This is a genomic window from Psychroflexus halocasei (genome assembly GCF_900107595.1).
Classification (GTDB): domain Bacteria; phylum Bacteroidota; class Bacteroidia; order Flavobacteriales; family Flavobacteriaceae; genus Psychroflexus; species Psychroflexus halocasei.
The window spans coordinates 60,868-81,168 of record NZ_FNQF01000007.1; the positions used below are offsets into that span (position 1 = coordinate 60,868).

Sequence of the window (20,301 nt, forward strand, 5' to 3'; positions counted from 1 at the left end):
ATTCTTTAGCAACTTGTATTATGGCAAGAAATAATGAAAAGAATACACAACCGAGATTTGATAAAATCTCAATAGGTTTAGCATCTCCAGAAAGTATACTTTCTGCTTCTAGAGGTGAAGTGCTTAAACCTGAAACTATTAACTATAGAACACATAAGCCTGAACGTGATGGCCTTTTCTGTGAGCGTATTTTTGGCCCAGTTAAAGATTACGAATGTGCTTGTGGTAAATATAAAAGAATCCGTTACAAAGGTATCGTTTGTGACCGTTGTGGTGTTGAAGTCACTGAAAAGAAAGTGCGTCGTGATCGCGTCGGACATATCAATTTAGTTGTTCCTGTTGCACACATCTGGTATTTCAGATCTTTACCTAACAAAATTGGTTACCTTCTTGGAATTCCTTCTAAGAAGCTCGATATGATCATTTATTATGAAAGATATGTCGTCGTTCAGCCTGGTATTGCTAAAAATGCTGAGGGTGAAGAAATCAATAAAATGGATTTCTTAACTGAAGAAGAATATCTTGATATTTTAGAGACGCTTCCTCAGGACAATCAAATGCTTGATGATGATGATCCTAATAAGTTTATCGCCAAAATGGGTGCTGAGTGCTTATTAGAAATTTTAAGACGTATTGATCTTGATCAATTATCTTACGATTTAAGACACAAAGCAAATAATGAAACCTCAAAACAACGTAAGACTGAAGCGCTGAAAAGACTTCAGGTTGTTGAAGCTTTAAGAGATTCAAAAGAAAATCGTGAAAACAATCCAGAATGGATGATCATGAAGGCAATTCCGGTAATACCACCAGAATTACGTCCTTTAGTACCATTAGATGGAGGGCGTTTCGCTACTTCTGACTTGAATGATCTTTACCGTCGTGTGATTATCCGTAACAACCGTTTGAAGCGTTTGATGGAAATCAAAGCACCTGAGGTTATTTTACGTAACGAAAAACGTATGCTTCAGGAGTCTGTCGATTCATTGTTTGACAACACAAGAAAGTCATCTGCTGTTAAAACAGATTCTAATAGACCATTAAAATCACTTTCAGATTCATTGAAAGGTAAGCAAGGACGTTTTAGACAAAACTTACTTGGTAAGCGTGTTGATTATTCTGCACGTTCTGTCATCGTCGTTGGACCAGAATTGAAAATGTACGAGTGCGGTCTTCCTAAAGACATGGCTGCAGAGCTTTACAAACCTTTTATCATTCGTAAATTAATCGAAAGAGGTATTGTGAAAACTGTGAAGTCAGCAAAGAAGATTATAGATAAGAAAGAACCAGTGGTTTGGGATATTCTTGAAAATGTCTTGAAAGGGCATCCGGTCTTATTAAACCGTGCGCCTACACTTCACAGGCTTGGTATTCAAGCTTTCCAACCTAAGTTGATTGAAGGAAAAGCGATTAGTCTTCACCCATTAGTTTGTACGGCATTTAACGCCGACTTTGATGGTGACCAGATGGCTGTTCACTTACCTTTAGGGCCTGAGGCTATTCTTGAAGCACAATTATTAATGTTGGCTTCTCACAATATCCTTAACCCAGCAAATGGTTCTCCAATTACTGTTCCTTCTCAGGATATGGTTCTTGGATTATATTATATGACAAAGCATAGAATTTCTACTGAAGAAAAGCCAGTGAAAGGTGAAGGCCTGACTTTTTATTCTGATGAAGAAGTTGAAATTGCTTATAACGAAAACCGTGTTGCACTAAACGCTGGTATTAAAATCAGAACAAAAGATTTTAATGACGAAGGCGAATTAGTTAACCAAATAATCGATACAACCGTTGGTCGTGTCTTGTTCAATCAAGCAACGCCAGAACAAATTGGTTTTGTCAATGATGTCATGACAAAGAAAGCTTTGAGAGACGTTATTGCACGTGTACTTAAAGTCACTTCAGTTCCTGAAACAGCTGAGTTTTTAGATAAGATTAAGTCTCTTGGTTATAACTCTGCCTTCAGAGGTGGACTTTCATTCTCATTAGGTGATATTATTATCCCAGCAGAAAAGCAAGAGATGATTCGTGATGCTGAAAGCCAAGTTGAAGGTATTACAGGTAACTACAACATGGGTCTGATTACGAATAACGAGCGTTACAACCAAGTTATTGATATTTGGACGGCAACAAACGCAAACTTAACAGAGCTTGCAATGAAGCGTATTCGTGAAGATGATCAAGGCTTCAACTCTGTATTTATGATGCTTGATTCTGGTGCGAGGGGTTCTAAAGAACAAATCCGTCAGTTAACTGGTATGAGAGGTTTGATGGCTAAGCCTAAGAAATCGACAGCAGGAGGTGGAGAGATTATTGAAAACCCAATTCTTGCAAACTTTAAAGAAGGTTTATCAATTCTAGAATACTTTATCTCTACTCACGGTGCTCGTAAAGGTCTTGCCGATACGGCTCTTAAAACTGCCGATGCTGGTTACTTAACGCGTCGTTTGGTTGATGTTTCTCAAGACGTCATCGTCAGAGAATCAGATTGTGGAACTTTAAGAGGTATTGAAGTTCAAGCCTTGAAGAAGAATGAAGAAGTTGTTGAAAAACTTGGTGCAAGAATCATTGGCCGTACAGCGCTTAATGATATTATTGAGCCAATTACACAAGAATTAATTGTCTCTGCAGGTGAAGAAATTACGGAAGATATCGCTGATAAAATTGAGGTATCTCCATTAAATTCTGTTGAAGTTCGTTCTCCACTATCATGTGAGGCTAAACAAGGTATTTGTGTGAAGTGTTACGGACGTAACCTCGCAACTAATAAAACTGTTCAAAGAGGTGAAGCTGTTGGTGTTGTTGCTGCTCAATCGATTGGTGAGCCAGGAACTCAGTTAACACTGCGTACTTTCCACGTAGGTGGTATTGCAGGAAACATTTCTGAAGAAAGTAAATTAGAGATTAAATACGACGGTATTGTTGAGATTGAAGATTTAAAAACCGTTAAAGGTGAAGATAATGAAGGTAAAGAAGTAGATATCGTGATTTCACGTACTTCTGAAGCTAAAGTTGTTGATAAAAAATCCGGAATCACATTAAGTTCTAATGTTATTCCTTACGGTTCTCAGATATTTGTTAAGCCTGGTCAAAAAGTGTCTAAAGGTGATGTTATTTGTAAGTGGGATCCTTATAATGGTGTGATTATTTCTGAATTTGCTGGTCAAGTTGAGTTTGAAAACATTACACAAGGTGTGACTTACGAAGTTGAAAGTGATGAACAAACTGGTTTTGAAGAAAAAGTAATTACAGAATCTAAGAATAAACGTAAGATTCCGACATTACATATTAAAGATAACTCAGGAGAAATCATCAGATCGTACAACTTACCAGTTGGCGCTCACTTAATGGTGGATGATGAAGAAGGTATTAAGATAGGTAAAGTCTTAGTGAAGATTCCTCGTAAATCATCTAAAGCTGGTGATATTACAGGTGGTCTTCCAAGATTGACTGAGCTATTTGAAGCACGTAACCCATCAAACCCTGCTGTTGTCAGTGAGATTGACGGTGTTGTTTCATTCGGAAAAATCAAAAGAGGTAACCGTGAGATTATCGTTGAGTCTAAACTAGGTGAAATCAAGAAATATCTTGTTAAACTTTCAAATCAGATTCTTGTTCAAGAAAATGATTATGTTAGAGCAGGAATGCCTTTATCTGATGGTTCAGTAACACCTGAAGATATCTTGAATATTAAAGGGCCAAGTGCTGTTCAGCAGTATTTAGTCAATGAAGTTCAAGAGGTTTACCGTTTACAAGGTGTACAAATTAATGATAAGCACTTTGAAGTTGTTGTTCGTCAAATGATGCAAAAAGTGAAAATACAAGATCCAGGTGATACTATTTTCCTTGAAAATCAATTGGTTCACAAGCAAGACTTCATTGAAGAAAATGATAATATCTTTGGTAAAAAGGTTGTTGAAGATGCAGGTGATAGCGTTAACCTAAAACCAGGTCAAATTGTCACTTTACGTGACTTAAGAGATGAAAATTCTTTATTAAGACGTGAAGACAAGAACCTAGTTGATGCACGTGACGTAGAGCCAGCAACTGCAAAACCAATATTACAAGGAATTACAAGAGCTTCTTTACAAACTAAATCATTCATATCAGCCGCTTCTTTCCAAGAAACAACTAAGGTTCTTAACGAAGCAGCAGTGAGTGGTAAAGTTGATAAGCTAGAAGGATTAAAAGAGAATGTTATTGTAGGACATAAAATTCCTGCAGGAACAGGCCTTAGAGAGTTTGATGACATCATCGTTGGTTCTAAAGAAGAGTTAAACGAAATGATGCAACAAAATCAAGATACAAAAGTGAATTTTAATTAAACAATAGGTTATGAGTGATCAAAAAGACGATAAACGTCAGAAACTAAATATTCAATTAGATGAAGATATCGCGCAAGGGATTTACAGTAATCTCGTGATTATTAATCACTCGCCAACTGAGTTTGTATTAGATTATGTCAATGTTATGCCTGGGACGCCTAAGAGCAAAGTCAGATCACGTGTGATCTTAACACCTCAACATGCAAAGCGCTTGTTGAATGCTTTAAAGGATAATATCGATAAGTATGAGAAGAGACATGGTGAAATTCAAAAAGAAGAACGCCAGAATATTCCTCTTAACTTCGGACCCACAGGTGAAGCATAATAAATTTCACTAAAAACCAAAAAAGGGCTGCAAATTAATTTGCAGCCCTTTTTATATTGAAAAAAGTAAATTCTATTACTTTTCAGCTTTTAAAACAAACTTAATTTTGATTTCATCGTTGATGAACTTGTCTTTGACATCGTCCATAATCGATTTAGACATAAAGTTGATGCCCCACTCAGTTCTGTCAATAACAACTTCCTCGTTAGTTGCTAGTTTTAAAGTCTTTTCGTCATTACCAAAGCTTAGATCAGCAGGAAAACTGATGTTTTTAGTCACACCTTTAATCGTTAAGTTTCCATTGATTTTGTGACCTGATTCAGTCTTGCTAACTTTCGTGATTTCAAAGTTTGCAGTTGGGTGATTTTTGATATCAAAAAAGTGATCTTCTTTACCTTCTGCTGTTCCTTTAAGATGCATTTCAAGATCATTTTTGTCATCACCCTCTAAGTCCTCAACTGTAATAGAAGCCATATCAATTTTGAAGTTTCCAGCTTCAAGTGTTTTTCCATTGACTGAAATTTCACCTTCTTTAAAACTTAATTTTCCATAGTGTTTTCCAGCTGGTTTTGCTCCTTCCCACTCTATATGAGAATCACTTGTGTTAAGAGTGTAAATTGTCGCTTTTTCACTTTTTTCAGCAACTTCAGTTTTTTCAGAAGTTTTTGTTGTTTCAGTATTTTGACAAGATGTCAAAATCAGACCAAATGCAAGGGCATAAATTGGTAATCTTAATCGTTTCATGTTTGTAATTTTTGTTGTAAAGTTACATCTTATCTTAAACTTTAAATTTATTCTTATAAACTTTTTACGCTGACATTTTGACATTATTATCAATGTGGCAATGGATTTGAAATAACAGAATTAAATTATTAATGATGAAAAAAAAGCAAAACCAAAACGATATAAATCAAGAGCTTAAAAGGGAAGATGTAGATGTACAATCAAAACCACAAGAAGAAAAAGATGTTGATCAAAAAGAATCTTATGATGAGCAAGAGGCTCAAGATGTAGAGGAAAAGAAGGAATTAAGTAAAGAGGAGCAATTGGAGGAGTCTTTAAACGCTGAAAAAGATAGGTATCTGCGTTTATTTGCTGAGTTTGAAAACTATAAGAGAAGAACCAGTAAAGAACGCATCGAGCTTTTTAAAACAGCAGGAGAAGAGGTGATGCAAGCTTTATTACCAATATTAGATGATTTTGATAGAGCTTTAGTAGAACTCAAGAAATCAAAAGATACAGAATCTTTTTCTGGTGTTGAGCTCATTAGTAATAAATTTAGAGAAACATTGAGATCAAAAGGTTTAGAACCTATTGCTGTTAAGTCAGGTGACATTTTTGATGCTGATTTGCATGAGGCTGTCACACAAATTCCAGCTCCTTCTGATGATTTAAAAGGAAAAATTATTGACCTTATTGAAAAAGGCTACACTTTAGGCGAGAAGATTATTCGTTATCCAAAAGTTGTAACAGGAAAATAAACATTTATGAAAGAAGATTATTACGATATATTAGGCGTTTCTAAAGATGCTTCTCAAGCCGAAATTAAAAAAGCATATCGAAAACTTGCCATAAAATATCATCCAGATAAAAACCCTGACGATTCTAAAGCTGAGGACATGTTTAAGAAAGCAGCCGAAGCTTATGAAATACTTGGGAATCAAGAAAAACGTCAAAAGTATGATCAATTCGGTCATGGTGCATTTGATGGATCTGGCGGCTTTGGCGGTGGCGGCATGAACATGGACGACATCTTTAGCCAGTTTGGCGATATCTTCGGCGGAGGCGGCGGAGGTTTTGGCGGCTTCGGCGGTTTTGGCGGCGGCGGTCGCAGACAAGCCAAAGGCGGTAACCTGCGTATTCGTGTCAAGTTGACATTAGAAGAAGTTGCTTCTGGCGTCGAAAAGAAAATTAAAGTCTCTCGTAAAAAGAAACCTGCTGATACCACCTACAAAACTTGTTCATCTTGTAATGGCTCTGGTCAAGTGACAAAGATCCAAAACACAATTTTAGGGCGTATGCAGACTTCTGCACCTTGTTCAAATTGTAGCGGAACTGGTAAAATGCTTGACAAAAAAGGTAAAGGCACAGACGCTAGTGGATTAAAAATGGAGCAAGAACTTGTTTCCATTAAAATACCTGGAGGTGTTGAAGATGGTATGCAGCTGAAAGTTTCTGGCAAAGGAAATGAACCTGCAGGCGAAGGCATCAGTGGTGATTTGCTTGTGCTGATTGAGGTTGAAGAACATGAGAAATTGAAGAGAGATGGAAATAATTTACATTATGATTTATATGTGAGTTTTCCAGAAGCTGCTTTAGGTGCAAGCACAGAAATTTCTACAGTGAATGGAAAAGTTCGTATCAAGATTGAACCAGGTACACAAAGTGGAAAGATTTTGAGACTGCGTCATAAAGGTTTACCTAGCTTAAACAGATATGGAACAGGTGATTTACTTGTGCATGTCAATGTTTGGACGCCAAAAACTTTATCAAAAGAACAGAAGCAATTCTTTGAAAAGAATATGGAGGATTCAAATTTTGAACCAAGTCCAGAGAAATCTGATAAATCATTTTTCGAAAAAGTGAAAGATATGTTTTCATAATCGTTAAATATTAACAAATTTTTATATATTTGAACGTCACTTCCTAACTCGTAGTGACGTTTTCTTTTTCATAGCAATTTTTTTCCCATTCGATTCGTCGGATGGGTTTTGTATTTTATAGCTGCTCTTATCTTTCTTTAAACTTTAGCTCATATTTTTTCTTATATTGTCAATTCAATTAATTTTTGATTTAAAACACAAAATATGGCGAAGATTTTAATAGCAGAAGACGAAGCAAGCATCAGAAGAGTTTTGAAAAATATTTTAACGGAAGAAGATTCTAAATTTGAAATATTTGAAGCTAAAGATGGCCAGGAAGCTATTAAGATAATTGAGTCTGAAAAGTTAGATACAGTTTTATGTGATATCAAAATGCCAAAAAAAGATGGCGTTGAAGTTTTGAGTTATGTCAAAGAACAAGAAATCGATCTTCCTATGATTATGATTTCTGGTCATGGCGACATAGAAACTGCTGTTGAAACCATGAAAATGGGAGCTTTCGATTATATTTCTAAACCACCTGATTTAAATCGCTTATTAAATACAATCCGAATTGCATTATCTCATAATGATTTACATCAAGAAAATAAAAAATTAAGGAAAAAAGTCAGTAAGAAGTTTAAGATGGTTGGTGAGTCAGAGGAGATTGACCAGATTAAAACAATTATTGCTAAAGTTGCACCAACAGATGCTCGCGTTCTTATCACAGGTCAAAATGGTACTGGGAAAGAATTGGTAGCAAATTGGTTACACGAACAGAGTGACCGTTCAAAAAAGCCATTTATAGAAGTCAATTGTGCTGCAATTCCTTCTGAACTTATTGAAAGTGAGTTGTTCGGTCATGTTAAAGGCGCTTTTACTTCGGCCAATAAAGATCGCGCTGGAAAATTTGAAGCTGCTGATGGAGGAACACTTTTCTTAGATGAAATTGGAGACATGAGTTTGAAAGCCCAAGCCAAAGTACTGAGAGCTTTGCAAGAACATAAAATTCAGCGAGTAGGTAGCGATAAAGATATCAAGGTTGATGTTCGCGTTATTGCCGCCACGAACAAAGATTTAAAAACTGAGATAAAACAATCTCTTTTCAGAGAAGATTTATACCATCGATTAGCAGTGATTTTAATTAATGTGCCTGCACTTAAGGATAGAAAAAGCGATATTCCATTATTGGTAAATTATTTCTTGGAATCTATAGCCAAACAGCAAGGTGTGAAAACAAAAGCGATATCAGGTAAAGCTCTTGACATCCTCATGGCGCATGATTGGCCAGGAAATATCAGAGAATTAAGAAATGTGATAGAACGCTTAATGATTCTTGGGAAACAAAAAATCGATGAAGAAGATATGAAACTCTACTTTTAAATAAAGTTAATCTTTTACGACTGTTTTCAAGAATTAATGTTTAGTCGGATCATATTTTAAAAAGTACATCGTGTCTCCGCTTGGGTGTTCCCATTCTTTAAGAAGTTCAAAACCATATCTTCTATAGGCAACAGAAACCCTTCTTAATCTAGTTTCAGCATAGATTGGTAATTGCTCTTTCTTGGCAATTTCAAACATCTGGTCCTTCATTTTATAAGGCGTTTTCTTATCGGTCAAGCCTCTAGAATCTGGTAAAACCCCCCAAAACCAACAATAAAGATAAGCACCTTTATTGGGTCTTTGTTTACGGATGAACTTTTGATTTTTTAAAGCTTTTAAACCTTTTTTGATGCCTGTGACATTTAAGGCAAGCTTGATGTCGTTAATCATTTCGTACCAAAACCCTTCAGATGTGCCATCTTCTTTAAAGAAAATAGCGATTCCGCTATCATCATCACAAGTTAATAAAGCATCTCTTTTAATGGCTTTCTCAACCATATGTCTAGCCAGGTATTGAAAACGTTGTTCTTTTTTATGGTCGTCTTTTACAATTTCCATTGAAGTAGGGATTTCTTGCAAAAGCTTAGCGACGTTTGAAATGATTCGTTCTTTGTTCAACTTTAAAAAATTTATGACAAATTTACTTTAACTCTAATTCAAAAAAAACTATTAATGCTTAAAACTTAAATTTTGATGATTTGGCTTATTTCTCAAAGACAAGTCTTACTTTTGCAGCCTGAAAAAAATAGCTTTGAATATATCAATTTATACAAAAGAATTTAAGCAAAACCTTAATCTTGCTTTGCCTGTTATGCTAGGCCAACTCGGCCACGTTCTTGTCGGCTTTGTTGACAATGTTATGATCGGGAGGTTAGGTGCAGCACAGCTTGCTGCGGTTTCATTAGGGAATACCATGATCTTTTTTGCTTTGCTGATTGGATTGGGATTTAGTTTTGCAATTACACCTTTAGTTGCTGAAGCTGATGGTGAAGGTGATATTGTAAAAGGGAGGTCTTTTTTTCAGCATGGTATGGTCATGTGTGGCGTTAACGGCATACTCTTATTTCTATTTCTCATTGTGGCAAGACCTGTTTTATATTATTTAGATCAACCTGCAGAAGTTGTTGATTTAGCCATTCCTTATATAAATATTGTCGCTATCTCCATGATACCTATGATGATATTTCAGGGATTAAAACAATTTGCCGACGGTTTATCAATGACAAAATATGCCATGTACGCAACAATTGCTGCAAATGTTATAAATGTTATATTTAACTATCTACTGATTTATGGGATATGGTTTTTCCCGAGATTAGAACTGGAAGGAGCAGCGATAGGAACTTTATTATCGCGTGTATTTATGATGGTCATGCTTTACTTTATTCTCAAAAATAAATCTAAACTCAAACCTTATTTTGTTTTGATGAAGCGTTCTCTAAAAAAAGAAACCTTCAAAAAATTATTAAGTCTTGGTTTTCCAACCGCTTTACAAATGTTGTTTGAGGGCGGAATTTTTACCGCATCGGTTATATTAGCGGGAACAATAGGAACAAATGCACAAGCTGCAAATCAAATTGCACTCAACCTGGTTTCGATGACTTTTATGGTAGCAACAGGTTTAGGTGTGACAGCCACAATACGTGTTGCTAATCAAAAAGGAAAAAAGGATTATATCAATTTAAGACGTATTGCAAATTCAATTTATCTACAAACCTTTTTAATTTCTGCTGTATTTACAGTTGCCTTTATTCTTTTAAAATCATTCTTACCAACGCTTTATATAGATGATCAGCAGGTCATTAATTTAGCAGCTCAACTACTTGTTGTCGCAGCATTGTTTCAATTAAGTGACGGTTTGCAAGTTGCATTTTTAGGAGCTTTACGTGGTATGCAAGATGTAAAAGTGCCGACGATCATCTGTTTTGTGGCTTATTGGTTAATCGGTTTCCCAATTTCTATTTATTTTGGGCAAGAAGAATATTATGGAAGTGCAGGAATATGGTTTGGTCTATTGGCCGGCCTCACAGTTTCTGCAATATTATTGTATATTCGTTTCAATAATTTGACACATCCTAAGAAAGAAAAATTAAAAAAAGCTTATGAAACTACCTAGATTTATACTTGGTGACAATACTGATTTACCAGAATCAATTTTTATCATTCACACGGAATATCCTAGATTTATTATTGATTTAAAAGATGATGAAATCGAATGGCTTGAAGATATTAACGCTGATAATCAGGATGATTTTATTGAAGAGACAAATAATTTAATCAAAGAAGCTTCTGAATTTTACGATCGTGAAGTTGATAGATACCAAGATTAATCATGCATACGCTTGTTGAATTAGATCACCAACTCTTTTTATACCTCAATAATCTTGGATCTCGTACTTGGGATGTTTTTTGGGTTTTTATCACAGAAAAAGAAACTTCTTACCCGCTTTACGCTGTCTTTTTGTTTTTGTGCTACAAGCATTATGGTTTAAAAGGTTTAGGAACAATTATGATTACTGTTGCTTTGATGATAACAGTAACAGATCAATTGTCAAATCTTTTCAAAGACACGATTATGCGTCCTAGACCTTGCAACGAAGATTTTATGATGCAAGCCCGTTTTGTTGCAAAACGTTGTGGTGATTTTGGCTTCTTTTCAGGACATGCTGTCAGCTCTTTTGCAGTTGTGTTTTTTATTGGAAATCTGCTGAAAAATAAAGTCAAGTATATCTTTACTTATCTTTTAATTTGGGGTTTTGTTATTGCTTATAGTCGCATTTATGTTGGCGTGCATTATCCTGGAGATATTATTGTCGGCGCACTTTTTGGAACAATTATCGGTACGCTTTTTTATAAACTCAATGTTTGGGCTAGAAAGAAACTGAATTTAACTAAAGCTTAGTTTTTTTGTAGAGTTTAAGTAAGTTCTCTGCAGCTTCAAAAGCTGTCGTTTTTTTCTGGTCAATTTTTAATAATTCTTTTTTCAGAGCAATTTTGATTTCTGAATGTGAATAAAAGTCTTTTTTTAGATTTTCCTCTATGCTCTGCGTCAACCAATATTTCGCTTGTAGAGCTCTGTTATCATCAAAAGACTGATTGCTTTTTGTTTGTTTGACAAAACGCTCGATTAACTCCCAGATTTTATCAATGCCTTGATGCTTGAGTCCGCTGGCTAAAAGTACCTTTGGCTTCCAATCATTTGATTTTGGAGGATATAACTGAAGCGCTCTATTAAACTCTAATTTTGCACTTTTAGCTTGATCGATATTGTTGCCATCAGCTTTGTTGATAACAATGGCATCGGCCATTTCAATAATCCCTCTTTTAATCCCTTGAAGTTCATCACCTGCACCAGCAAGTTTGAGTAAAAGAAAAAAGTCCGTCATACTGTGAACCAAAGTCTCGCTTTGACCAACACCAACTGTTTCTATAAGAATAATATCAAAACCAGCAGCCTCACATAAAGCTATGCTTTCACGTGTTTTTCTGGAAACACCACCGAGAGAAGTCCCAGAAGCAGTGGGTCTGATATAAGAATGTGGTGATTGAACCAATTTCTCCATGCGTGTTTTATCACCGAGAATGCTTCCACCAGATATTGAACTTGAGGGGTCAACAGCAAGGACAGCAACTTTATGACCTTGTGAAATCAAATGCATGCCAAAACTTTCAATAAACGTGCTTTTGCCAACTCCGGGCACGCCAGTGATTCCAATTCTAACTGAATTTCCTGCATGAGGTAAGCAATTCTCAATCAGTTTTTTAACGCTATCCTCATGTCTATTGCTTTGACTTTCAACCAAAGTAATGGCCTGACTTAAAGCTGTTAAGTTTGAGTTTAATAATTCGTTAGACAGTTTCTTTATATCAACTTTCTGACGTCTTAGTTTTTTAATCCTTTCAGCAGATTTTTGACTCAAATTTTCGCATGCTGAATTTTCTCGATTTCCTAAAGCTGTTGAATGTGTTTGTTTTGCTGCCAATTCGATAATATTTAATACAAATTTAGCAAGTTATCTTCGCTAAGCTTACAAAACTATGTTACATTTATTTAAAATAAAAATATATCTTATGAATACTCTATACACAGCTAAAGCCACCGCAACTGGTGGAAGAAAAGGACATGTAAAAACAGAAGACGGACCTATTGATATGAATGTTGCCATGCCTAAAGAAATGGGTGGTAAAGGCGATGGTGTCAACCCTGAGCAACTTTTTGCATCTGCATACTCGGCTTGTTATGGTAGCGCTTTAGAAGCTGCTGCTGAAAAATTAAATCAAAAACTTGGTGATTTTAAAGTGAAAGCACATATAAGTATTGGTAAAACTGAAGAAGATAACTTTCAGCTAGCTGCTGTCATAGACGCTTATATTCCAGGAGCTGATTCTGTTGAAATGGGAGAGAAGTTGATGAATGAGGCGCATGTAATTTGTCCATTCTCTCGCGCAACTCGCGACAATATTGATGTCACTTTAAACTTGTTACTTGATCAATAAAGTATAAAAATATTTCTATAAAAATCCTCAATTTAAGTTGAGGATTTTTTTTGCTTTAGAATGACTAAACAGGACTTATCATTTAAAATAAAGGTGAATCACATTTAGGTTTATTACCTTTGCAATCTAAATTTTTGACGATGTTAAAACTAAATATACAAGACGAAACTTCACGATTAAAAGCCGTTGTTTTAGGAACTGCAAAATCATCAGGTGACCAACCAAAACTTGAAGATGCTTATGATCCTAAATCAAAGTTGCATATCAAAAATGGAACTTATCCTAAAAATGAGGATATGGTTAAAGAAATGGAGGCTGTTGCTGAAATTTTTAAGAAATACGATATTGATGTTTACAGACCTGAAATGATTGAAAATTATAATCAAATCTTTAGCCGCGATATAGGTTTTGTAATTGAAGACAAATTTGTGAAAGCAAATATACTTCCTGATCGCGATCAAGAAATCGAAGCGATTAATTATGTTCTAGAAAAAATAGATCAAGATAAAATTATAGAATTACCAGAGCATTGTCATATTGAAGGTGGAGACGTTATGCCGCATGGCGATTATATTTTTGTAGGAACATACCGCGGTAAAGATTATTCTGATTATATCACAGCAAGAACAAATCCTGTGGCTGTTAAAGCACTTCAAGATGAATTTCCCAATAAAAAAGTTAAGTCATTTAATTTAAGAAAGGATAATGAAGATCCTAAAAATAATGCTTTGCACTTAGACTGTTGTTTTCAGCCTATCGGAAAGGATAAAGCGATTATTCATCGAAATGGATTTCTTGAAGAAGAAGAATACCAATGGTTAGTTGATTATTTTGGAGCTGACAATGTTTTTGAAATTACCAAAGATGAAATGTATGACATGACGAGCAATGTTTTTTCTATTGCGCCTGATGTCGTTATTTCAGATGCGTATTTCACCCGTTTAAATGATTGGTTGAGATCGCATGACATTACTGTTGAAGAAGTTAACTATAGAGAAATTGCTAAACAGGAAGGTTTGTTGAGATGCTCAACACTTCCACTTATAAGAAATTAATATATGAAACAAATCACGAATTCAATTTTAATGATTCGACCTGTCGCATTTCGTATGAATGAACAGACAGCCGTTAACAATTATTTCCAGAAGAAAACATCAGATTTAGAAGCGACGATTAATGCGAAAGCTCAAAAAGAATTTGATGATTTTGTTGATAAATTAAGAGCCGTTGGTGTTCATGTTATTGTTGTGGATGATGACAAAAATTTAAATATTCCCGATTCAATTTTTCCTAATAATTGGATTTCTTTTCATCAAAATGGTGACATAGCGCTTTATCCAATGTTTGCTGAAAATAGACGTCCTGAACGTCGTCAAGAAATTATTGAAGCTATTGAAAAAGATGGTTTTCAAATTAAAAATATTGTAGATTATACATCTGCTGAAGATGAAGGTGTTTTTCTTGAAGGGACTGGCAACTTGATTTTAGACCGCGCAAATCAGAAAGCATATTGTGCGCTTTCTCCTCGTGCGCATGAGGATTTATGTATTGAGTTTTGTGAAGACTTTGAGTTTACTCCTGTTTTATTTAAAGCATATCAAACGGTTAACGATCAACGCTTGCCAATTTACCACACAAACGTGATGATGTGCTTAGCTGAAGAATTTGCTATCGTTTGCTTAGCAAGTATAGATGATAAAAAAGAAAAAAAGACTGTGATTAAAGCTTTAAAGCAAGATGGTAAAGAAATCATTGACATCACAGAAGATCAAATGCATCATTTTGCAGGAAACATGTTGCAAGTTCAAGGCGATAAGGATAAGTATTTGGTGATGAGTGAAAGTGCTTTTAAATCTTTGACTGAAGCACAGATTAAAACAATAGAAAGAACTTCTAAAATTTTATACGCTGATCTCCATACCATAGAAACTCATGGAGGAGGCAGCGCTCGCTGTATGTTAGCTGAGATTTTTAATCCGAAAGCATAAAATAAAAACTGTCTTGAAAACTAATTACATATCATTCCAAAATGATAGTGTTGTTTTCAAGACAGTTTTTTATATCTAATTAGCGATATCGCTAATGAATTTAATTCTGTAAAGGCGTAATTCTTCTTCGTCATAATCGCCATCAAACTCCTCTAAAGCTTCGTCGATCTTGTCAGTTGACGCGTCTAAGAAATATTCATGAATTTCTTCTTGTTGATCTTCATCTAAAATTTCATCAACCCAATAAGTGATATTTAATTTTGTACCGCTATAAACGATGGCTTCCATCTTTTGAATAAACTCATTCATTTCCATTCCTTTTGATGAAGCAATATCTGGAAGCGGAAGCTTACGATCAACGTTTTGAATAATATAGAGTTTGCTCTTACTATTTGATCCTGTGGTTTTGACGACTAAATCATCTGGTCTGAAAATATCATTTTCTTCAACATAATCAGCGATTAATTTGACAAACTCTCGACCATATTTTTTAGCTTTTCCTTCACCAACACCATGAATATTAGCCATTTCTTCTAGAGTAATCGGATATTTTAAAGCCATATCTTCTAGAGAAGGATCTTGAAAAACAACAAATGGAGGAACGTCTTTTTTCTTGGCTACTTTTTTACGGAGGTCCTTTAAAATTTTTAGTAGCTGTTCATCGCTTACGGCAACTTTATTGTTTTTAGGTTGAGCGACATCTTCATAATAAGTATGGTCTTCCGTCATCATAAATGATTCAGGTTTTTCAAGAAATGAACGGCCTTGATCTGTTAATTTGACAACACCATAACTTTCAATATCTTTGCGAAGCATTCCATTGACAATAACTTGTCTGAGAAGTGCTTTCCAGTAATTACTGTCTTTATTTTTTCCTTGACCAAAAATTGGTAGTTCGTTTGTTCGGTGTGATTTGATTAAGGCATTAACGTTTCCTGTTAAGGTAGAAACGACATCTTTAGATTTATAAATACCTTTTGTTTCTTTGATGGTATTGAGTAAAAGAACTACTTCATCTTTAGCTTCTACTTTCTTTTTTGGATATCTCACATTATCATCCATATCACCACCAGCGCCAGTTTCAGTATCAAACTCTTCACCAAAATAATGGAGAATATATTTACGTCTAGAAACGGAACTTTCAGCAAAAGCGACTACTTCTTGAAGTAAAGCATGACCTATTTCTTGCTCAGCAATAGGTTTACCGCTCATGAATTTTTCTAACTTCTCAACATCTTTATAATTGTAAAAAGCTAAACAATGTCCCTCGCCACCATCACGGCCAGCTCGACCAGTTTCTTGATAATAACTTTCTATACTTTTAGGGATGTCATTATGTATAACGAATCTGACATCAGGTTTGTCAATTCCCATTCCAAAAGCGATCGTTGCAACAACAACATCGATGTCTTCCATCAAAAACATATCTTGATGTTTATTTCTTGTTTTTGAATCTAAACCAGCGTGATAAGGAATGGCTTTGATGCCATTGACTTGAAGAGTTTGCGCTAATTCAGCGACACGTTTCCGGCTTAAGCAATAAATAATTCCGCTTTTGCCTTGATTTTTCTTGACAAATTTGATGATTTCAGAATCAACTTGAGAGGTTTTTGGTCTTATTTCGTAATAAAGGTTTGGCCTATTAAAAGAAGCTTTAAATGTGTTAGCATCTGTGATACCTAAATTTTTCAAGATATCTTCCTGAACTTTAGGCGTTGCAGTTGCCGTTAGGCCTATAATTGGAATATTGTCTCCAATTCTTCCGATAATTTTCTTTAAATTTCGGTATTCAGGTCTAAAATCATGTCCCCATTCAGAGATACAATGCGCTTCATCAATTGCTAAAAACGAGATTGTTTCTGATTTAAGAAAATCTACATACTCTTCTTTTGTTAAAGATTCTGGCGCAACATAAAGAAGTTTCGTGATGCCGTTAGAAATATCTGATTTAACTTGTTTGACTTGAGTTTTATTAAGCGAGGAGTTGAGAACATGCGCTACACCTGGATTGTCAGATATGCCACGTAGTGTATCAACTTGGTTTTTCATCAAAGCGATCAATGGAGAAACAACAATTGCAGTTCCTTCTTTAATCAATGCAGGGAGTTGATAACAAAGAGATTTTCCACCTCCAGTAGGCATGATGACAAATGTATCTTTGTCGTTTAAAATACTCTTGATAACCTCTTCTTGAAGTCCTTTGAATTCGTTAAATCCAAAATACTTTTTTAGTTCTTTGTGTAAATTGTATTGTGCCAATTTAGTAGATTATATTACGTTTTAATTACATTTGCATCTTTAAAGATACGTATAAAATCAAGAACGACAAATGCGTCAATAAAATTTAATTATGTCTCAATCAAAGATACAAACTTTAGCAAAGGAAACAATTCAGTTGCAAGCAATAGCGATTTCATCTTTAGTAGAATCTATTAATATTGATTTTGAAAAAGCGGTTGATGTTATCTTTAATTCTTCAGGACGTGTTGTGATTACTGGCGTTGGAAAGAGTGCAATTATCGCTCAGAAAATTGTGGCAACGCTTAACTCAACTGGAACACCTTCTATATATATGCATGCCGCTGATGCAATTCATGGCGATTTAGGAAATATTCAAAAAGATGATGTTGTTATTTGTATTTCTAAAAGTGGCACAACACCAGAAATAAAGGTTTTGGTTCCTTTTATCCAAAGCTTTGGAAATACTTTAATTGCCATTACTGGAAATCTTAAATCATTTTTAGCTGAAGAAGCAAACTATGTTTTGGATACACATGTAGAGAAGGAAGCTTGTCCAAATAATTTGGCACCGACAACCAGCACAACTGCTCAATTGGTGATGGGTGATGCTTTGGCAATAGCTTTATTGAATTTGAGAGGCTTTTCAAGTTCTGATTTTGCAAGATATCATCCAGGTGGAGCTTTAGGGAAAGCACTGTATCTCCGTGTTAGCGATGTGACAAAGCATAATCAAAAACCACAAGTTTCTATCGATGCAAGTTTAAGAGATATTATCATTGAAATCTCTGAAAAAATGCTTGGTGTAGCTGCAGTGATAGAAAATGATAAAATTGTTGGAATCATAACAGATGGTGATTTAAGGAGAATGCTCAAAAATAACACTGATGTCTCTCAGCTGAAAGCGAAAGATATTATGAGTAAAAATCCTAAAACTATTTCAAATGATGCGATGGCGATTGATGCGATGGAAATTTTGGAAACTAATGATATCTCTCAAGTGATTTCAGAAGAAAATGGAAAATACGCTGGCGTGGTGCATATCCATAATCTAGTAAAAGAAGGAATTATATAAAATGGCAAAGAAAAAACGCAAAAAAGATCCAGCAAATATGTCATTTATGGATCATCTTGAGGATTTAAGATGGCATTTAGTTCGTTCTGTTTTAGCAATACTATTAGGTGGAGCTGTCGCTTTTGTTTTAAAGGATATCACTTTTGGAATTTTGTTTGCACCCAAAGATGCTAGCTTTGTAACTTATGATGTTTTGTGTCAATTCTCTAGAACCTTAGGTTTCGAAAAAAGTTTCTGTTTTGATGAGCTTCCTTTTCGAATTCAAAGTCGAAAAGTCGCTGGGCAGTTCAGTGCGCATATCTGGACATCCATTACTGCAGGTTTCATTATTGCATTCCCTTATGTGATTTATCAGTTTTGGTCTTTCTTAAAGCCGGCTTTAAGTATGAATGAACAGAAATACGCACGTTTGTTTATTGTTTTTTCTTCATTTTTATTTTTCATAGGTGTTTTATTCGGTTATTACGTCATCACACCTTTATCTATCAACTTTTTAGGAAATTATACAATTAGCTCTGAAGTCTTTAATGATTTTGATTTAGATTCTTATATCGGTTTGGTTCGTGCGTCTGTATTAGCTTGCGGATTGATATTTGAACTCCCAATCATTATTTATTTTCTGACAAAATTAGGACTAGTCACGCCTCAGTTTTTAAGAAAACATCGTAAATATGCACTTGTATTTATCCTGATTATCTCGGCAGTTATTACTCCGCCAGATATCGCGAGTCAAGTGATCGTGGCAATTCCTGTATTAGTTCTTTATGAAATCAGTATTTTTATTTCAAGGATTGTTGTGAGAAGACAGAAAAGAAGAGAGCGCCAAAATGCTTAAGTTAAATTTATAATTAGATATTTAGAATGAGTGATTTAGTAGAAGAATTCGATGTGTACAGAGCACGAATGAATGATAAAATTTTGAAGGATAACAACAAAGTCCTTAAAAGAATTTTTAACTTAGACACAAACTCTTTTGCAGAAGGAGCATTAGATAAAAAAACGAAAGAACTTCTTGGTTTAGTAGCTTCATTGGTTTTGCGCTGCGATGACTGCGTTAAATACCACTTAGAATCAAGCTATAAAGCTGGATTTACAAAAGTTGAAGTTGTTGAAGCCATGAGTATAGGAACTTTGGTTGGCGGAACAATTGTTATTCCACATTTGAGGAGAGCTTATGAATATTGGGATGCCTTAGAAGAAAAATTGGGTAATAATGAATAATTATAAAAAGCTTACGCCTTTAGCGGTTAGTATTGTCTTATATGCATTAGCAATGCTTTCAGTTGCCTTAATTATCAAGCAAGATTTTGCCAATGGACAAGTTCTTGAGGAAGAGATGATTGAGATTTTTCAAGAAGTTTTCTTGATTCTTGCTGTTATTTTTTCATTAATTGCGACGAGATTCCAAAAGTTTAAAACTTTCAATTATGCTATGGCAGGCATGCTGATGGTGCATTTTATAAGAGAGTTTGATTTTTGGCTCAATTATAATCTATTCGATTACGCATGGCAAATTTTAGCACTTGTTGTTTTTATACCCACTGTTTATTTAATAATCAGTAAACGAAAAGCATTTATTAAAGATGTTTTTAGTCTATCAAAATCTTACGGATTCGGAATTTTTATCATTGGCTTCTTGACATTACATGTTTTCTCAAGACTTTTTGGGAGCAAAAAAATATGGAATTGGTTGATGGAACCGATTTATGTGAAAAGTGTTGCTGAGGCTAAAGGTGAAAAAATCATTTCTCTTGAAGATTTTGTATACCCACTCAAAACAGGAGCACAAGAAGGTATAGAATTGTTTGCTTACTTGCTGATTCTAATAGGTGTTATCGAAATGTTTATCAGTAAAAACAATGCGCACAAAAAATTAAAATAATTT

19 protein-coding genes are annotated in these 20,301 nt (G+C 34.8%); 15 read left to right on the forward strand and 4 right to left on the reverse strand.

Translation table 11 applies throughout. From position 1 onward, the window contains the following. Positions 1 to 20: 20 nt before the first annotated feature. Both rpoC and BLV84_RS09405 read left to right on the forward strand, forming a co-directional pair. Positions 21 to 4,328, forward strand: a complete 4,308-nt coding sequence (rpoC, locus tag BLV84_RS09400; protein WP_093244421.1) for a DNA-directed RNA polymerase subunit beta' — start codon at positions 21 to 23, stop codon at positions 4,326 to 4,328. Between the two features lie 10 nt (positions 4,329 to 4,338). Continuing rightward, positions 4,339 to 4,653 (forward strand): DUF3467 domain-containing protein, encoded by a 315-nt coding sequence (locus BLV84_RS09405; protein WP_093244422.1) that lies wholly within the window; start codon positions 4,339 to 4,341, stop codon positions 4,651 to 4,653. 75 nt (positions 4,654 to 4,728) lie between these two features. Here BLV84_RS09405 and BLV84_RS09410 read toward each other — a convergent pair whose 3' ends face one another. After that, a complete protein-coding gene (locus BLV84_RS09410; protein WP_093244423.1) occupies positions 4,729 to 5,397 on the reverse strand; it encodes a YceI family protein in 669 nt (222 codons plus the stop codon). A 131-nt stretch (positions 5,398 to 5,528) separates the two neighbouring features. On the opposite strand from BLV84_RS09410, the gene BLV84_RS09415 reads away from it, so the two are divergent. The 3 genes from BLV84_RS09415 (at position 5,529) to BLV84_RS09425 (ending at position 8,618) form a co-directional block, all read left to right on the forward strand. Then, positions 5,529 to 6,134 (forward strand): nucleotide exchange factor GrpE, encoded by a 606-nt coding sequence (locus BLV84_RS09415; protein WP_093244424.1) that lies wholly within the window; start codon positions 5,529 to 5,531, stop codon positions 6,132 to 6,134. A gap of 6 nt (positions 6,135 to 6,140) precedes the next feature. Next, positions 6,141 to 7,256: a molecular chaperone DnaJ gene (dnaJ, locus tag BLV84_RS09420; RefSeq protein WP_093244425.1), complete on the forward strand. Its 1,116-nt coding sequence runs from the start codon at positions 6,141 to 6,143 to the stop codon at positions 7,254 to 7,256. A 204-nt stretch (positions 7,257 to 7,460) separates the two neighbouring features. Then, positions 7,461 to 8,618, forward strand: coding sequence for a sigma-54-dependent transcriptional regulator (locus tag BLV84_RS09425; protein WP_093244426.1), 1,158 nt, complete (start codon positions 7,461 to 7,463; stop codon positions 8,616 to 8,618). Between the two features lie 33 nt (positions 8,619 to 8,651). Here BLV84_RS09425 and BLV84_RS09430 read toward each other — a convergent pair whose 3' ends face one another. Further along, positions 8,652 to 9,236, reverse strand: coding sequence for a hypothetical protein (locus tag BLV84_RS09430; RefSeq protein ID WP_093244427.1), 585 nt, complete (start codon positions 9,234 to 9,236; stop codon positions 8,652 to 8,654). A 133-nt stretch (positions 9,237 to 9,369) separates the two neighbouring features. On the opposite strand from BLV84_RS09430, the gene BLV84_RS09435 reads away from it, so the two are divergent. The 3 genes from BLV84_RS09435 to BLV84_RS09445 are packed head-to-tail and all read left to right on the forward strand — an operon-like array spanning position 9,370 to position 11,520. Continuing rightward, positions 9,370 to 10,734 (forward strand): MATE family efflux transporter, encoded by a 1,365-nt coding sequence (locus BLV84_RS09435; RefSeq protein ID WP_093244428.1) that lies wholly within the window; start codon positions 9,370 to 9,372, stop codon positions 10,732 to 10,734. Beyond that, on the forward strand, positions 10,721 to 10,948 hold the full coding sequence (locus BLV84_RS09440; RefSeq protein ID WP_093244429.1) for a hypothetical protein: 228 nt from the start codon (positions 10,721 to 10,723) through the stop codon (positions 10,946 to 10,948). Before BLV84_RS09435 ends, BLV84_RS09440 begins: the two co-directional genes overlap by 14 nt. A 2-nt stretch (positions 10,949 to 10,950) precedes the next feature. Beyond that, positions 10,951 to 11,520, forward strand: a complete 570-nt coding sequence (locus BLV84_RS09445) for a phosphatase PAP2 family protein (protein ID WP_317041017.1) — start codon at positions 10,951 to 10,953, stop codon at positions 11,518 to 11,520. On the opposite strand, the gene meaB is transcribed toward BLV84_RS09445, so the two are convergent. Further along, the gene (gene meaB / locus BLV84_RS09450; protein WP_093244431.1) at positions 11,510 to 12,601 is read right to left on the reverse strand and encodes a methylmalonyl Co-A mutase-associated GTPase MeaB; all 1,092 of its coding nucleotides are present in this window, start codon (positions 12,599 to 12,601) and stop codon (positions 11,510 to 11,512) included. The genes BLV84_RS09445 and meaB overlap by 11 nt on opposite strands. An 88-nt stretch (positions 12,602 to 12,689) precedes the next feature. Between meaB and BLV84_RS09455 the strand changes: the two genes are divergently transcribed. The 3 genes from BLV84_RS09455 (at position 12,690) to ctlX (ending at position 15,103) form a co-directional block, all read left to right on the forward strand. Next, the gene (locus BLV84_RS09455) at positions 12,690 to 13,115 is read left to right on the forward strand and encodes an organic hydroperoxide resistance protein (protein WP_093244432.1); all 426 of its coding nucleotides are present in this window, start codon (positions 12,690 to 12,692) and stop codon (positions 13,113 to 13,115) included. A 140-nt stretch (positions 13,116 to 13,255) separates the two neighbouring features. Further along, a complete protein-coding gene (locus BLV84_RS09460; RefSeq protein ID WP_093244433.1) occupies positions 13,256 to 14,170 on the forward strand; it encodes a dimethylarginine dimethylaminohydrolase family protein in 915 nt (304 codons plus the stop codon). A 3-nt stretch (positions 14,171 to 14,173) separates the two neighbouring features. After that, the gene (gene ctlX, locus BLV84_RS09465) at positions 14,174 to 15,103 is read left to right on the forward strand and encodes a citrulline utilization hydrolase CtlX (protein WP_093244434.1); all 930 of its coding nucleotides are present in this window, start codon (positions 14,174 to 14,176) and stop codon (positions 15,101 to 15,103) included. Between the two features lie 75 nt (positions 15,104 to 15,178). On the opposite strand, the gene recQ is transcribed toward ctlX, so the two are convergent. Continuing rightward, complete coding sequence (recQ, locus tag BLV84_RS09470; RefSeq protein WP_093244435.1) at positions 15,179 to 17,362, reverse strand: DNA helicase RecQ; 2,184 nt, start codon at positions 17,360 to 17,362, stop codon at positions 15,179 to 15,181. A 91-nt stretch (positions 17,363 to 17,453) separates the two neighbouring features. On the opposite strand from recQ, the gene BLV84_RS09475 reads away from it, so the two are divergent. The 4 genes from BLV84_RS09475 to BLV84_RS09490 are packed head-to-tail and all read left to right on the forward strand — an operon-like array spanning position 17,454 to position 20,298. Further along, a complete protein-coding gene (locus BLV84_RS09475) occupies positions 17,454 to 18,416 on the forward strand; it encodes a KpsF/GutQ family sugar-phosphate isomerase (RefSeq protein WP_093244436.1) in 963 nt (320 codons plus the stop codon). Position 18,417: 1 nt separating this feature from the next. Next, positions 18,418 to 19,251, forward strand: coding sequence for a twin-arginine translocase subunit TatC (gene tatC, locus BLV84_RS09480; protein WP_093244437.1), 834 nt, complete (start codon positions 18,418 to 18,420; stop codon positions 19,249 to 19,251). Positions 19,252 to 19,277: 26 nt separating this feature from the next. Then, positions 19,278 to 19,637 carry a carboxymuconolactone decarboxylase family protein gene (locus BLV84_RS09485; protein WP_093244438.1) on the forward strand — a complete coding sequence of 120 codons (360 nt, stop codon included), beginning with the start codon at positions 19,278 to 19,280 and terminating at the stop codon, positions 19,635 to 19,637. Next, positions 19,630 to 20,298: a hypothetical protein gene (locus tag BLV84_RS09490; RefSeq protein ID WP_093244439.1), complete on the forward strand. Its 669-nt coding sequence runs from the start codon at positions 19,630 to 19,632 to the stop codon at positions 20,296 to 20,298. Before BLV84_RS09485 ends, BLV84_RS09490 begins: the two co-directional genes overlap by 8 nt. Positions 20,299 to 20,301: the final 3 nt, after the last annotated feature.

Bases quoted from the DNA above. Each gene is read 5' to 3' on its own strand.
- rpoC (WP_093244421.1), top strand. From the start codon at position 21: ATGGCAAGAAATAATGAAAAGAATACACAACCGAGATTTGATAAAATC.
- BLV84_RS09405 (WP_093244422.1), top strand. From the start codon at position 4,339: ATGAGTGATCAAAAAGACGATAAACGTCAGAAACTAAATATTCAATTA.
- BLV84_RS09410 (WP_093244423.1), bottom strand. From the start codon at position 5,397: ATGAAACGATTAAGATTACCAATTTATGCCCTTGCATTTGGTCTGATT.
- BLV84_RS09415 (WP_093244424.1), top strand. From the start codon at position 5,529: ATGATGAAAAAAAAGCAAAACCAAAACGATATAAATCAAGAGCTTAAA.
- dnaJ (WP_093244425.1), top strand. From the start codon at position 6,141: ATGAAAGAAGATTATTACGATATATTAGGCGTTTCTAAAGATGCTTCT.
- BLV84_RS09425 (WP_093244426.1), top strand. From the start codon at position 7,461: ATGGCGAAGATTTTAATAGCAGAAGACGAAGCAAGCATCAGAAGAGTT.
- BLV84_RS09440 (WP_093244429.1), top strand. From the start codon at position 10,721: ATGAAACTACCTAGATTTATACTTGGTGACAATACTGATTTACCAGAA.
- BLV84_RS09445 (WP_317041017.1), top strand. From the start codon at position 10,951: ATGCATACGCTTGTTGAATTAGATCACCAACTCTTTTTATACCTCAAT.
- BLV84_RS09455 (WP_093244432.1), top strand. From the start codon at position 12,690: ATGAATACTCTATACACAGCTAAAGCCACCGCAACTGGTGGAAGAAAA.
- BLV84_RS09460 (WP_093244433.1), top strand. From the start codon at position 13,256: ATGTTAAAACTAAATATACAAGACGAAACTTCACGATTAAAAGCCGTT.
- ctlX (WP_093244434.1), top strand. From the start codon at position 14,174: ATGAAACAAATCACGAATTCAATTTTAATGATTCGACCTGTCGCATTT.
- BLV84_RS09475 (WP_093244436.1), top strand. From the start codon at position 17,454: ATGTCTCAATCAAAGATACAAACTTTAGCAAAGGAAACAATTCAGTTG.
- tatC (WP_093244437.1), top strand. From the start codon at position 18,418: ATGGCAAAGAAAAAACGCAAAAAAGATCCAGCAAATATGTCATTTATG.
- BLV84_RS09485 (WP_093244438.1), top strand. From the start codon at position 19,278: ATGAGTGATTTAGTAGAAGAATTCGATGTGTACAGAGCACGAATGAAT.
- BLV84_RS09490 (WP_093244439.1), top strand. From the start codon at position 19,630: ATGAATAATTATAAAAAGCTTACGCCTTTAGCGGTTAGTATTGTCTTA.